The sequence below is a fragment of the Marinobacter sp. NP-4(2019) genome (assembly GCF_003994855.1).
GTDB lineage: Bacteria > Pseudomonadota > Gammaproteobacteria > Pseudomonadales > Oleiphilaceae > Marinobacter.
Map to the genome: position 1 here is coordinate 3,796,190 of NZ_CP034142.1, position 13,349 is coordinate 3,809,538.

Annotated in this window: 10 protein-coding genes and 1 pseudogene; 2 read left to right on the top strand and 9 right to left on the bottom strand. The window is 57.9% G+C overall.

Annotated features, from left to right (window positions below):
- Positions 1-9 precede the first annotated feature (9 nt).
- The 5 genes and pseudogenes from EHN06_RS17315 to mqo all read right to left on the bottom strand — a co-directional run bounded on the left by EHN06_RS17315 (position 10) and on the right by mqo (position 7,618).
- Positions 10-900, bottom strand: a complete 891-nt coding sequence (locus EHN06_RS17315) for a hypothetical protein (protein WP_127333757.1) — start codon at positions 898-900, stop codon at positions 10-12.
- 46 nt (positions 901-946) lie between these two features.
- Positions 947-2,617, bottom strand: a complete 1,671-nt coding sequence (locus tag EHN06_RS17320; RefSeq protein ID WP_127333758.1) for an acetolactate synthase large subunit — start codon at positions 2,615-2,617, stop codon at positions 947-949.
- A 48-nt stretch (positions 2,618-2,665) separates the two neighbouring features.
- A pseudogene (locus tag EHN06_RS17325) lies at positions 2,666-4,695 on the bottom strand (hypothetical protein).
- A 52-nt stretch (positions 4,696-4,747) separates the two neighbouring features.
- Positions 4,748-5,980, bottom strand: coding sequence for an ATP-grasp domain-containing protein (locus EHN06_RS17330; protein ID WP_127333759.1), 1,233 nt, complete (start codon positions 5,978-5,980; stop codon positions 4,748-4,750).
- A 156-nt stretch (positions 5,981-6,136) separates the two neighbouring features.
- Positions 6,137-7,618, bottom strand: coding sequence for a malate dehydrogenase (quinone) (mqo, locus tag EHN06_RS17335; RefSeq protein ID WP_127333760.1), 1,482 nt, complete (start codon positions 7,616-7,618; stop codon positions 6,137-6,139).
- Between the two features lie 293 nt (positions 7,619-7,911).
- Here mqo and nhaD point away from each other — a divergent pair, with 293 nt between their 5' ends.
- Both nhaD and EHN06_RS17345 read left to right on the top strand, forming a co-directional pair.
- Positions 7,912-9,162 (top strand): sodium:proton antiporter NhaD, encoded by a 1,251-nt coding sequence (gene nhaD / locus EHN06_RS17340; RefSeq protein ID WP_127333761.1) that lies wholly within the window; start codon positions 7,912-7,914, stop codon positions 9,160-9,162.
- A 9-nt stretch (positions 9,163-9,171) separates the two neighbouring features.
- Positions 9,172-10,143 carry a calcium/sodium antiporter gene (locus tag EHN06_RS17345; protein WP_206075679.1) on the top strand — a complete coding sequence of 324 codons (972 nt, stop codon included), beginning with the start codon at positions 9,172-9,174 and terminating at the stop codon, positions 10,141-10,143.
- A gap of 23 nt (positions 10,144-10,166) precedes the next feature.
- Here the strand turns inward: EHN06_RS17345 and EHN06_RS17350 are convergent, their stop codons facing one another.
- The 4 genes from EHN06_RS17350 to chrA all read right to left on the bottom strand — a co-directional run bounded on the left by EHN06_RS17350 (position 10,167) and on the right by chrA (position 13,283).
- Entirely contained in the window at positions 10,167-10,931 is a 765-nt protein-coding gene (locus tag EHN06_RS17350) for a lysophospholipid acyltransferase family protein (RefSeq protein WP_127333762.1), read from the bottom strand.
- 9 nt (positions 10,932-10,940) lie between these two features.
- Complete coding sequence (msrB, locus tag EHN06_RS17355; RefSeq protein ID WP_127333763.1) at positions 10,941-11,363, bottom strand: peptide-methionine (R)-S-oxide reductase MsrB; 423 nt, start codon at positions 11,361-11,363, stop codon at positions 10,941-10,943.
- A 10-nt stretch (positions 11,364-11,373) separates the two neighbouring features.
- Entirely contained in the window at positions 11,374-12,018 is a 645-nt protein-coding gene (gene msrA, locus EHN06_RS17360) for a peptide-methionine (S)-S-oxide reductase MsrA (protein ID WP_127333764.1), read from the bottom strand.
- Between the two features lie 83 nt (positions 12,019-12,101).
- On the bottom strand, positions 12,102-13,283 hold the full coding sequence (gene chrA / locus EHN06_RS17365) for a chromate efflux transporter (protein ID WP_127333765.1): 1,182 nt from the start codon (positions 13,281-13,283) through the stop codon (positions 12,102-12,104).
- Positions 13,284-13,349 lie beyond the last annotated feature (66 nt).

Below are 13,349 nucleotides of genomic sequence, written 5' to 3' on the forward strand. Positions count from 1 at the left end.
GCGGGGGTGTTACCCCGCCTCGTTTTCCGCTCTCAGGCTGTCCCTCAGGTCCTGGAAAAACTCTTCGGAACGCTCCCGGATCTCTTGCAGCTTTGCTGCCCATTCGTCACGGTTGCGCTCGAAGGATTCACTGCTCACGTCCGCGAGCCGCTGGCCGGTTTCGGTCAGGGTACGGGTCGCCTGGGCCAGCCCCTCCAGTGTGGGTTCGGCCAGCTCTTCACTGCCGGTTTCCAGGTCCTTCGCGGCCTGCTCCAGGGTTTTCCGGTCGTCTTCCGGTGCCTGGCGGTTCTCCTCCAGCGCCCGGTTAATGGATTCTTCCAGTTCTTCCATGTAGTCCCGGAGTACCTGGCCGTAATCGTTGATGGCCTCGTCTGCGCGGCGGGCAACGTCGTTGGAGTAGGCCTCCAACTCGCGGGCCATATCGTTCAGGCGCCGCTCCATATCGCTCGAGGAAGACGAGAAATTCTCTGCGATGCGGTCACTGATCTCACTGAGCTGGCCCATCAAGCTGCTGAACGGGGACGGATTCATGATGGCTTCGCCGGTACGCTGGTAATCCACCAGCCATTGCCCCTGTTGCTCGACCAGATAGGTCATGACTTCCCGACGCTCATTGCTATCGGCGCTCTCCGCCGGCAAGCGGGTAACGATGGAGGCTTCGGTGCCATCGATCACTACGCGACCAAAAGAGGGCACGACGTCGGCCCAGTCACGCTCGTAATTATCGAAGCGGTCGTCACTATCCAGGGTGGAGAGCTCAACCACGTCGCTGGCGTCGTTTTCAGCCATGGCCTGCCAGAAGGCGGCAGCCACCTCCTGCGGGGTATTGGGTTTTGCGCAAGCGGATACCAGGATCGCCAGGGACACCCAGACAAACATTCTCAACACGGAGCGAACCATTCAACCGTTCCTCTGAAGACTGATCGGGAAGCCGATCATACACCGGTTACAGGTTGCAGGTCAGCTCCACCAGTTCCTCATCAAACACCCGCTTGTTCTCGCTGTAATCCACCGGCACATCCACCAGGTGAACGCCACCAGCAGACTGGGCAGCCTCCAGAATAGGTTTGAGGTCTTCCGTGCGCGTCACCCGATGCCCGACAGCGCCATAGGATTCCGCATACTTCACGAAGTCCGGATTACCGTAATCCAGGCCGAAATCCGGGAAGCCTTCCTGAGACTGTTTCCACTTGATCATACCGTAGGCGCTGTCGTTGATGATCAGCACCACCAGATTCAGGTTCAGGCGTACAGCGGTTTCCAGCTCCTGGCTGTTCATCATGAAGCCGCCGTCACCACACACCGCCATCACTTTCAGGTGGGGATAGAGCATTGCGGCCATCATGGCGCTGGGCAGGCCCGCGCCCATGGACGCCAGGGCGTTGTCCAGCAGCACGGTGTTGTTGTCGTAGGCCGGGTAATTGCGCGCAAACCAGAGCTTGTACATACCGTTATCGAGGGCAATAATGCCGTCCTCAGGCATCACCTGCCGCACGTCGTGGACAATGCGCTGGGGGATAATCGGGAAGCGGGCGTCGGACTCACCTGCGTGCACGTGCTCGTCCACCGCGGCCTTTACTTCCATGAAGCGGCTGAAGTCGTGGCTGTCACAGGGCGGGCAGTGTTCGGCAAGGTATTCGACACTGTTCGCGATATCCCCGACCACTTCGTGCTGAGGGAAATACACCGGGTCGACGTCGGCAGCGCTGAAATTAACGTGAATAACCTGCTTGCCGCCTGGTTTCATAAAGAATGGAGGCTTCTCCACCACATCGTGGCCCACATTGATCACCAGATCGGCGTGGTCAATGGCGCAGTGAACGAAGTCCCCTGAGGAGAGCGCTGCGTTGCCCAGGTATCGGGGATGCCGCTCATCCACCACGCCCTTCCCCATCTGGGTGGTAAAGAACGGAATGTTGCTGGTATTGACCAGGTGAATCAGTGCCTGGGACACCCGCTTACGGTTCGCCCCGGCTCCGATCATGATCAGCGGGTGACGGGCACGATGGATCATCTCGCAGGCTATTTCCAGGCTTTTGGTGCTGGCCGTCGGCCTGCGCGCATCACTGGGCTGAAAAATGTGAATGTCCGGTGCCGTGATCTCGGCGGCAATGTCCTCGGGCAGCTCCAGATGAACCGCACCCGGGCGCTCTTCCGAGGCCAGACGGAAGGCTTCCCGGATCTTGGCGGGAATGGTATTGGCGTTGCTGATCTGTCGCGTGTACTTGGTCAGCGGGCGCATCAAGTCGACCACATCCAGGATCTGGAACAGACCCTGCTTGGAGGATTTGATCGGCTTCTGCCCGGAGATCATCATCATGGGCATGGCACCCAGTTGGGCGTATGCCGCTGCGGTTACCAGGTTGGTCGCTCCCGGACCAAGGGTCGACAGGCAGACCCCAACGCGCCCGGTCAACCGGCCATAGGTCGCCGCCATGAATCCGGCTGCCTGCTCATGGCGGTTGAGAATCAACTGAATATCCGATTCCCGAAGCGCTTCCAGCAAGTCCAGATTCTCTTCACCGGGAACGGCAAAGATATATCGCACACCTTCGTTCTCCAGCGCACGTACAAAGATTTCGGCACCATTGGGGGTATTACCGGCCTGTCCTGTCATAGTATCTCCTGATCCGCAGGGGCTGATTGTCAGTCGCTACTGTCCAGATTAGGGAGTGGATTGCGGGGGCACCGCCTGCAGGGAAATATCCGCCGGTACCCGATCACGTCCCCAACTGCCATGCACCCGTTCGATCACTCGCTGCAGTTCGTCCAGGGGGACGTCCGCCGGCTCACCGCGCTCCAGGGGATCAAAGTGGAAGATGTACAACCTGGATGCAAACTGCTCAAACGGCAGCGAGGCTTCGCCAAACCGCTCGCCCTTGCGGGCCGTGCTCACCACCACGCCATCACCCCAGTTCTGGCCACTGTCATTGTTGGGATTGAAGAAATACACCCGCATTACGTCTTCCGGGTCCAGAGCCACCCGCAGGATGGTAATGGCGTGCCACCCGATAAATCGCGCGGCGCTGTCAGTAACGGCTACACCGGCCGGCTGCGGATGGATCAGCGGTTGATTACCGTTGTAATACGGGTGGTAGCTGGCATAGAAATGGCGCAGAAAGCCTTCGAGATCCTGGAGTTTACCGGTCTCCACATCCACATTGATGGCGAAACCCCGGCCAGCCGACCAGCCATGGAATTCCGGGTTCACCCACTGGTGAGGATCGCCCGGGCGATCGACACACAGGCGCCCCATTTCCGCGTAGATGCGGTCCAGATGCGGCACCACCACCAGGGAGACAGGGTCCAGATCCAGGGTTATCTCCGAAGCAACCCCACCTTCACTGTAGGCGGATGACACCGGCTTGCCCTCGAAATGCATGATGATTTCATTATCTCGGGCCGCCCAGGCCACCATTTGCAGCAGGTAGTCGGGGTCGTTGTACGCCCACATGGACAAGGCCCTGGCCGACTGGCAGGTGGGATTATTACCCTGGCCAACCCCCAGGGGCTGGCCCAGCATATTCATCACTCCCTGAATCAGCCAGGCCCTCGGTTGCGGGCTATAACCGTAAGCCAGCTGGATGCGCTCGCGGGCCTGGGGACAAATCGATAACAGCACCTGGCGCCACAATGCCGGCGCCACCGGAGGCTGGTAGAGGATGCCCCGCTCCAGCATCAATGACAGACCATATAACCCCTGGGCTGTCTCTGGGAAGACACCTTCAACTATCAGCTCATGCACAAGCTCCCGGTAGCACAGCAGGCAATCCCGGCCAGTACTGGACAGCCCCAACGCTTCCGTCAACAGAGTATCCTGATTTTCCAGAATATACCGGACAAACGCCGCGTGATAGGGAGACACCAGCCCGGTGTCATGCATGGAACGGGCAAACCCGGTAGCCTCGCTCTGCAGCGCTACGGCGTCCATGGACTGCAGCCGGTCTTCGTATACCGGGATACCCGGGTCTTCGCGGCAGGCCTGCGTGGGACCATAAAGACTGGAGATCAGGCGTTCAGCGCCCTGCCCGGCACCACCAAGATCAATAGTCGGATCAGTCCGGCATAAAGCAATCTGGGTAATCATCCTGCGGACGCTGGTGACCTGGATCGGGCGTTGCTGGAGAATGCGCCAGATTTCCTCAATCAGCCGGTCAATCACATGCTCATAGCCGATTTCACGGGCCACATGCTGGATCACGCTACGACTGATCAGTGCCAACTTGCCCTGTTCACGTTCGGCCTCCCCCCCTCACCAAACAGCAAGCTGAGATTGAGGGCCAGCACCTGGGTCAGGTAATGGTGGGCCTGTTCCGCAGAAACCGACGGATGCAGAAAATCCCCGGTCGCCACCGCCAACAACCGCAATTCGCTGAGTGCTTCGATGATAACGGTATCGGCATGGGGGCTCTGCAGTGAACTGGTGCTCAGGTACGGCAAAAGAATGGCGGGTTCGGCCCAGTCAGTCCCCAGGAAGACACCAGCATCTTCCAGCCGTTCCGCACGCGCGACCACGGCCGCACAACCTTCTGGCTGCAGCAGTACCCGGCGAACGATATCAATCAGCCGGGGTAGCTTTGCAGGCTTGGCAAAGGGGCGACTGTCTTCCAGCGCCTCAATCGCGTCATCCAGTCGCTGTACCAGCTTTTCAAAGTTGACGGCCGGTACAGCGCTGCCAGCGTCAGAGTCGCTCAAACTGTCTTCCTCAGGCCTGGACCAGGCCCATAGTTAGTAATTCCTGACGGAATTATACATAGAAATCCAGTTCTTCCTGGTGTTTAAGAAGATCCCGCATCACATAGGGATCCTCACCGAAGAAGTAGATCAACCCCCAATGGGTACCAAACGCGGTACGCTTGGTAACAGTTTCCTCGACCGGCGGTGTCAACTCATGGGACTCGAAATACTCGTGGTTTTCGGTCTCCTCGGGCATTTCCAGCTTGCTGACCACCCGACGGCGGGGATAGACACCGAAACAACCGGCATAACCCTTGGCGTCCACCACTTCCTTCGGGAAAAAAGCCTTCACCTCTTCCTCGGTAGTCTTCGGATCAAATGTCAGTATCAAGCCCTGATAGGCATTAAAGCCGTAAGCCCGCTCCAATAGCTCAAAGACCTTGAAGCCCGGTGGGCGGTAGGCCACCTCCCCAAAATACATTGTACCGTCACTGGTGACAAAGTACTCCGGGTGTATAAATCCGAACTCTATGTCGAAGGTCTTGATCAGCTTCTCGATCTCCGCGGTGATCTGCGGGCGATACTTTTCCAGATCTGGCGTGGCCGGCACAAACACCGAATAGCCCAGGGTCACGTATTCCGAAATATTGAGGAACGCGACCTTACCCTTGTGGATCCAGGCTTCCACGGCGAACTCCCAGCCGTCCAGGTGGGATTCCATCAACACCGGGAATTCCTCCTCCGGAATAGTATCCACTTCATCCGGGGTACGAATCACCCGATGTCCGAGGCAGCCGGCCTTGTCGAAGGCTTTCAGGTGGATCGGGTCATTAGGGTCACCATCGAGTTTCAACAGTGTCTGGTTGACCCGCTTGAGGAACCGCACCACATCTTCCTTGTCGTGAGCCTCTTCGAAAATACCCACGCGGATGCCGCCGAGTTGAGCACGGCGCTTCATCAACGCCTTGTCCCGCAACAACATGGCCTGACCAAACAGACGGGGGTTATCCAGCAGCACCGAGTTGATGGCACCTGCCCACTCCACGGTTTCCTCAAACAGCGGAATGGCCACATTTACCCCCATTTCCTTGAGGGTCTGGGCAATTTCGAAAGAACGATCGTTCAGGCGTTCGAAATTCCAGGGCACGTAGGGGATATCGTGCTCTTGACAGTACGGTTCAGCCCAATCAGGGGCAACCACGACATACCGGCGATCAAACTTGTCTGCAGCCTCAACGGCGTTGAGACTCCACCCCAGCAGAGCGATGTATCCTTTGTCCGGATTGAACGTTTGCTCACTCACGGCAGTTCTCCTTTCAGGGGATGTACCTACTAAGCTAGAGGTTTCAGTACAAATGGCAAATATTTCGCCCCTGATAAAACACAAAAAGCACCACAAACACTGGTAATTGAACCAGTATCCGTGGTGCTTCTACGGTTTTTAGATTAATTGGGTATATCAGCCCAATTGCAGCGTTGTCAGCGTTCTGTCCCGTACTTTCCGGAGCAGGGACTCATCGTCGACCAGGGACTGACCATAGGACGGTACCATTTCTTTCATGCGGTCCCGCCATTCGGCCGTCTTGATCTTGTCAGCAAAACAGCGCTCGATGACGTCAATCATCGCATGGGCCGCGGTAGAGGCGCCGGGTGATGCCCCCAGCAGGGCCGCCAGCGAGCCGTCTTTCGCCGCCACGATCTCAGTACCGAACTCAAGTTTACCGCCACCGTCGGGGGTCTGCTTGATGATCTGTACCCGCTGGCCGGCGCTCTGTAGCTTCCAGTTTTGCTCCTGGGCATTCGGGAAGAAGTTGCGCAATGACGCCACACGCTCAGCGTGGGACTGGAACACCTCACCAATCAGGTAACGGGTCAGGTCCATGTTGGTCCGGCTAACGGAAAGCATCGGACGCAGGTTAGTGGGCTTCACCGACCCGAACAGATCGAACACCGAGCCCTGCTTCAGGAACCGTGTGGTAAACCCGGCAAACGGCCCGAACAGCAACGCCGGCTCTCCATTGATGATACGGGTATCCAGGTGTGGTACCGACATCGGCGGCGCACCAATGGGCGCCTTGCCATAGACCTTGGAATGGTGCTGTTTGACGACCTCCGGCTCCTGACAGACCAGCCACTGGCCACTGACCGGGAAACCGCCGTAACCGCGAGCCTCGTCGATATTGGACTTCTGCAGCATCGGCAGGGCGCCACCACCGGCCCCCAGGAACACAAAGCCCGCTTCCAGCTTCTTGACCTCACCTGTTTTCTGGTCTTTTACCCGCACCTTCCAGCGACCATTGTCCCTCTTTGCCAGGAAGTGAACCGGGCTGCTGAGCATCAGTTCAAAATTGGGCGTGCTTTCCAGATACTTGACCATGCTGCGGGTAAGCGAGCCGAAATCAACGTCCGACCCATGCTTGATCCGGGTGGCCGCGACTGGCTGTGCGGGGTCACGGTGCTTGACCACCAGTGGCATCCACTCAGCCAGATCGTCCGGGGATTCGGTGTATTCCATTTCCCGGAACAGGTGGTGGGCGCAGAGTTTTTCGTATCGGCGCCGGAGGAACGCCACATCCTTTTCACCCCAGACGAAGCTTTGATGGGGCGTACGATTAATGAACGATGTGGGTTCGGGCAACATGCCCTGCTCAACCAGATAGGACCAGAATTGCAGCGACACTTCAAAGGAGGCGTTGATCTTCAGCGCCCGCTCGATGGCGACATCACCATCTTCGGTTTCGGGAGTGTAATTGAGTTCGCAGTAGCCGGCGTGGCCGGTACCTGCGTTGTTCCACCCATCGGTGCTTTCATGGGCAACGTGATCAAGACGTTCCACCATGACGATGTCCAGTGATGGGTCCAGTTGCCTGAGCATCATGCCGAGGGTAGCGCTCATGACGCCCCCGCCGACCAGCACTACGTCTGCCTGTCTTACGGCCATTGGTCTTCACCCTGCTTGGTTTTGAGCCTGTCACCTCTCCACGATCAGCAAAGAGGCCTTTGGGAAGCCAGCAGGGCATGTCGATTCGGGCCCGGCAACAGCTTCCTGTCCGAATGTGAGGCGCAATTATCCCGGTTTTTGCCCCAAGAATAAATTGCGATAGTCAATGGGTGCGTTTTACCCCCCTTATCGACCATAACCCAACAGTCATTTGTACCTACGAACAGTGGCTTGCGACGGGTCAAAGGTCTAAAATCCGCCCGCGTTGATCACAAACCGTCTCAGGATGTCGTATGTCCGGTTTTGAGTTCCTACTGATTTTTCTGGCCGCCCTGGCCCTGCTGGGCGTCATTTTTGAAGACGTTATTCACGTCAACAAGGCCAAGATCACACTGTTCTTCGGCACTCTGAGCTGGGTGCTGCTGTTTCTGTTCAGCACAGGGCCTGAGGAAACGACGACTATCTCGGCAGGGCTGGCGGACAGCATCGCCGAAATTGCCGGGCTCTGGCTGTTCCTGGTAGCGGCCATGACGTTTGTCGCCTACCTGAACAAGAAAGGTATGATCGAAAATGTGGTGTACCTGATCATGCCGAAACAGGTAAGCGAGAGGAAACTGCTGTTTCTGACCGGTCTATTCTGCTTTATCTTCTCGTCTTTGGCGGACAATATCACCGCCACTTTAGTCTCATGTTCATTAATTCTTTCCCTGGATCTGGAACTGAAAAAACGCATTCAGTTCACCACACTGGTGGTATTTGCGGTGAACTCTGGCGGCGTATCACTGATCACTGGTGACGTCACCACGCTGATGATCTTCCTGGCGGACAAGGTGGAAATCCTGACGCTGCTGACCCTTGCCATTCCGGCATCCATTACGGTGTTTATTCTCGCCATATTCATGTCGAAGGGGCTGACCGGCACGGTAACCCTGAAAACTTCCGTGAATACTGTGCGCCCCGTCGACGCGGTTATCGGGGTTCTGTTCCTGCTGACCATCATTGCGACCATCACCGGCAATGCCTTGTTCAGCATTCCACCGGTGCTGACGTTCCTTTTCGGCCTGTCAATCATGTTCCTGGTGTCGCGCTTCATGAGTGATGACAGCGACCTGGACCCGATCCTCGAATACATCCGCGTGATCGAGTTCGAGACCCTGCTGTTCTTCCTGGGGATTCTTTTGCTGGTGGGCATGCTCAAGGAAATCCATGCCCTGCAATCCCTGGTGGCTATTTATGATGTCCTGCCCCCGGTGGCGGCCAACTACCTGATGGGGATTTTCTCCGCGATTATCGACAATGTCCCGCTGACCGCCGCGCTGCTTAAGTCCGGTATAGAGATGAGCTCCGGGGAATGGATGGGGCTGACCTATGCCGTCGGTGTGGGCGGATCGCTGCTGGTCATCGGTTCGGCCGCAGGCATCGTCGCCATGAGCAAGATTCCCGGGCTGACCTTTGCTACCTATATGCGGTATCTTGGCCACCTTTTGCTGGCATACACCCTTGGATACGCAGGGGTGTTCATGCTGGGTCGTTTCATTCACTGAGGTTTGATTATGCTGTTGGCAATCGGAGCCATTATTGCCGGTCTGATTCTATTGGTCTGGAGTGCCGACCGATTTGTTGAAGGTGCTGCCGCTACCGCCAAACATCTGGGCATGCCGTCGTTACTGATTGGCATGGTGATCATTGGTTTCGGCACCTCAGCCCCGGAACTGGCCGTTTCCGCCATGGCAGCAGCCGATGGCAACCCCGGCCTTGCACTGGGTAACGGCTACGGCTCCAACATCACCAATATTGCCCTGATTGTGGGGCTGACAGCCGTGATTGCCCCCATCGCGGTCCATTCCCAGGTCATTCGCAAGGAATTGCCATTACTGCTGGCGCTGACCGCCATTGCCGGGGTGCAACTGCTGGACGGGCAGCTGACACGATTGGATGGCTGGGTTTTGCTGGGCGTATTCGCCGCCGTCATGGGCTGGTCCATCTATCAGGGCATCAAGGGAAAAGGTGACACGCTGGTGGGCGATACCGATGCGGAACTGATCGCCCATCCGATGCCGCTGAAAGTCGCCCTGATATGGCTGGTGGTTGGTCTGGTGCTGCTGATTGTCAGCTCCAGGATGCTGGTCTGGGGCGCGGTGACCATCGCCCAGAGCCTGGGCGTCAGTGACCTGATCATCGGTCTGACCATCGTTGCTATCGGCACCTCACTGCCGGAACTGGCATCGGCATTGGCTGCAGTCAAAAAGAACGAACACGACCTGATTCTCGGCAATATTGTGGGTTCGGGTATATTCAATACGCTGGCCGTGGTCGGCCTGGCAGCAACCATAGAGCCCCTGATCGTTGACCCCGAGGTGCTTTATCGCGACTGGACACTCATGGCCGCGCTCACCGCCGGGCTGTTGCTGATGACGGTCGGATTAACCGGAAAACGCAGGCTGGTCAGCCGTTTCGACGGCGCACTGCTGCTGCTGGTTTACGTGAGCTACACGGGCTATCTGGCGTCGACCATCATCAGTTGATCGCAAAAGGTGAAGCCGTGGATTCACGCGGCTTCACCGTCTCCCAATAAGTCTTCCAGGCGGCCACGTACTTCGGTCATTATCTCCGCGAGATCTTCCTTGCCCTTACCCGACGTATCGATCGGTGCGCCGACCCGGACATCCACCGGCTGTCCCAGGTTGAGACGCCAGGTCCTGGCCGGCAAAACCCTGTGAATCCCCCTAATCGCCACCGGAACGATCACCGCCTGGGTGTCCAGCGCCAGGTGAAAGCATCCCTTCTTGAAGGGCAGCAACCGACCATCGGGTGATCGTGTGCCTTCCGGCGCGGCCCAGAGCACGATACCGCTCTCCATCATCGCCCGGGCCTTCTCCAGATCCTTCACGGCACGCTGCCGATGGCTCCGGTCGATAGAGGGGAACTCGGCCGCCTTCATCGCCTGCCCCAGCAACGGAATGCTGAACAGCTCCTTCTTGGCCAGCATCCGCACCGAGCCGGGCATAGATACAAACGTCACCGGAATATCATAGTGACTGGCGTGGGTACACATAATGATATACCGCCGCCCATCGCCAAAGTCCGGTACCGCACCCCGGACCGTAAGACTCGCCCGCACCAGTCTCAGCAGGGCTGCTGACCATTCCCGGCAGTACTTGTCGACGATGGGGCGATTCAGCCGACCGAACAATGCCCGCAACAGGACCAGCAGGGAATACAACGCCGTCAGGCCCACCGATCCCAGAACCACCCCTGCCCGCCGCAACAACGTCGCCGACTCCGTCAGCGGGCTCATATTCAGTCTGATCATTCAGGTTCCTTATTGGTCCCGAAACACCATGGCAATGGAGTTCAGGCAATACCGCTGGCCGGTGGGAGGGGGGCCGTCGGGAAAAACATGGCCCAGATGACTGTCACACCGCGGACAGCGGATCTCGGTGCGGGTCATACCCAGGCTGTTGTCCTCAATGTAGCGGATATGTTCCTTATCGTAGGGCTGGAAGAAACTGGGCCAGCCGGTTCCGGAATCGAACTTGGCGTTGGAGCTGAACAGCGGAAGATCACACAACCGGCAGTGGTAGACCCCCTCTTTCTTGTTATCCAGCAACGTCCCGCAGAAGGGGTGCTCGGTACCGTGGTCTAGCAGCACCCGGCGCTCTTCCACCGACAGGTCTGCTGACATTTCCTCGACCTGTGCCGGGGTCAGTGGTGTCAGGTCGTATCCGGAAGCAGAAACACTCATGACAATCTCCTCAGGCTGTGTCGTCATTGCGGTAATCGGGTTTCAGATAATCGCCATAGGACTTCACCAGCTTCTCCACCTTCGGTGCGGCAACCGCCATGACGTAGGGCTGATAGGGGTTCTGGGCAGCGAAGTTCTGGTGGTAGGCCTCGGCCGGGTAGAACGCCTCCAGCGGCTCCAATCTGGTAACGATGGGCTCAGGATAGACGCCGGCAGCATCCAACTGGCGAATGTATGCTTCAACCACGCGCTTCTGCTCCGGCGTCTCATAGAATACAGCAGAGCGGTATTGGGTCCCGCGATCATGGCCCTGGCGATTTAACTGGGTCGGGTCGTGGGCCACGGAGAAGAATACTTTCAATAGCTGACCAAAGCTGACTTTGGACGGATCGTAGTGAACATCCACCACTTCGGCATGACCGGTCTGTCCACCGCATACGGCCTCGTAATTCGCCGTGTCAGCGCTGCCGCCAGCGTAACCGGACTCGACGTGAGTCACCCCGTCCATCGCCAGGAAAACCGCCTCGACACACCAGAAACAACCGCCCGCCAGTACAATATGTGCTGCGGGGGAATCGCTGTTCAGATCCTGTTCCGGGTCGGGGAAGCGGCTTCTTGGCACCTCGAGCCCCGGAATATTGCATGATGTCGCCATAATCGCCTCCGCTATCTGCTGTTTTCCTGAACCCCACAAGTGTGGCCCTCAAGTAATCATTTTACCATCAGCGTACGTCCTGTTCAGAGCAATAGCTGGCCGGCCAGCGCGCTGGCCGGCGCCAGCAACCACACAGGCACTCGCCATACCGCAAGGCACATCCACATCAACAACACCAGCGCCATACCGCTAACTGAATGTATAGCCGAGGTCCAGACCGGATCGTAAAGCGCTGCCAGCAGCAAACCGACAACCCCGGCATTAACCCCGGCCAGGGCCGCCCGTACCGAATCATGGGTTCGTACCCAGGACCAGAGCGGGAGTCCGGCAAAGACCAACAGGGTGCCAGGCAGGAAAACCGCCAGTACTGCAGTTGCAGCTCCAGACCAGCTCCCCTCGATCGCCCCGAGGAACGCGGAAAAGGTGAACAACGGCCCGGGCATTGCCTGGGCTACCCCGTAACCGGCCAGAAAAGTGTCCGCCGACATGACACCAGAGGCAACAAAACCCTCCTGCAGCCAGGGCAGCACCACATGCCCACCGCCAAATACCAGCGCGCCCGCACGATACAGCTCCGCTCCAATCCATCCCAGCCCTTCCGGAGGTTGCGGCACAAAAGACCATACCAACAACCCCAGGAACACGAATGCAAACACCATCGGTTTACGGGACTTCACCGGCACCGTCAGCGCGTCTGTGGCAGCTCGCGAAGGCAATTTCAGGACCGCACCAACGGCGCCGGCGACCACCAGTGCCAACACCTGCATCCAGGCCGCACCGAGGGTCAACAGCGCGATCGCGACCAGGATTGCGATGGAAAGCCTCGGTCCGTCCGGGCACAGACTTTTGCCCATTTGCCACACGGCTTGCGCCACGACCGCGACCACAAACAGTTTGAGACCGGTGATCCAGCCGCCTGCGGCAACGTCCGGCCAGTAATTCAGGCCCGCAGCAAAACACGCCATGATCACTGCGGACGGCAAAGTGAATCCCAGCCACGCTGCAGCGGCACCCCGGTAATGACCCCGCAGGTAACCCAGGGTCAGCCCCACCTGGCTCGATGCAGGCCCTGGTAACAGCTGACAGAGGGCCACCACTTCCCCGTATGCGGCATCGGACACCCAACGCCGTCGATTGACAAATTCATCGTGAAAATAGCCAAGGTGAGCCGCAGGGCCCCCAAAAGACGTCAGGCCCAACCGGAGAAACAACAGAAAAATCCGCCAGGGAGAATCCATTTGTTCATTTTTAACGGAGTGCGTCATGAGTCCAACTTTTCGGGAGTTAGGTGTTTCACATCGGTACTGTCGGCATCAACCCAAACATGAACA

Bases quoted from the DNA above. Each gene is read 5' to 3' on its own strand.
- EHN06_RS17350 (WP_127333762.1), bottom strand. From the start codon at position 10,931: ATGATCAGACTGAATATGAGCCCGCTGACGGAGTCGGCGACGTTGTTG.
- chrA (WP_127333765.1), bottom strand. From the start codon at position 13,283: ATGACGCACTCCGTTAAAAATGAACAAATGGATTCTCCCTGGCGGATT.
- nhaD (WP_127333761.1), top strand. From the start codon at position 7,912: ATGTCCGGTTTTGAGTTCCTACTGATTTTTCTGGCCGCCCTGGCCCTG.
- EHN06_RS17345 (WP_206075679.1), top strand. From the start codon at position 9,172: ATGCTGTTGGCAATCGGAGCCATTATTGCCGGTCTGATTCTATTGGTC.
- EHN06_RS17320 (WP_127333758.1), bottom strand. From the start codon at position 2,617: ATGACAGGACAGGCCGGTAATACCCCCAATGGTGCCGAAATCTTTGTA.
- msrB (WP_127333763.1), bottom strand. From the start codon at position 11,363: ATGAGTGTTTCTGCTTCCGGATACGACCTGACACCACTGACCCCGGCA.
- EHN06_RS17315 (WP_127333757.1), bottom strand. From the start codon at position 900: ATGGTTCGCTCCGTGTTGAGAATGTTTGTCTGGGTGTCCCTGGCGATC.
- mqo (WP_127333760.1), bottom strand. From the start codon at position 7,618: ATGGCCGTAAGACAGGCAGACGTAGTGCTGGTCGGCGGGGGCGTCATG.
- msrA (WP_127333764.1), bottom strand. From the start codon at position 12,018: ATGGCGACATCATGCAATATTCCGGGGCTCGAGGTGCCAAGAAGCCGC.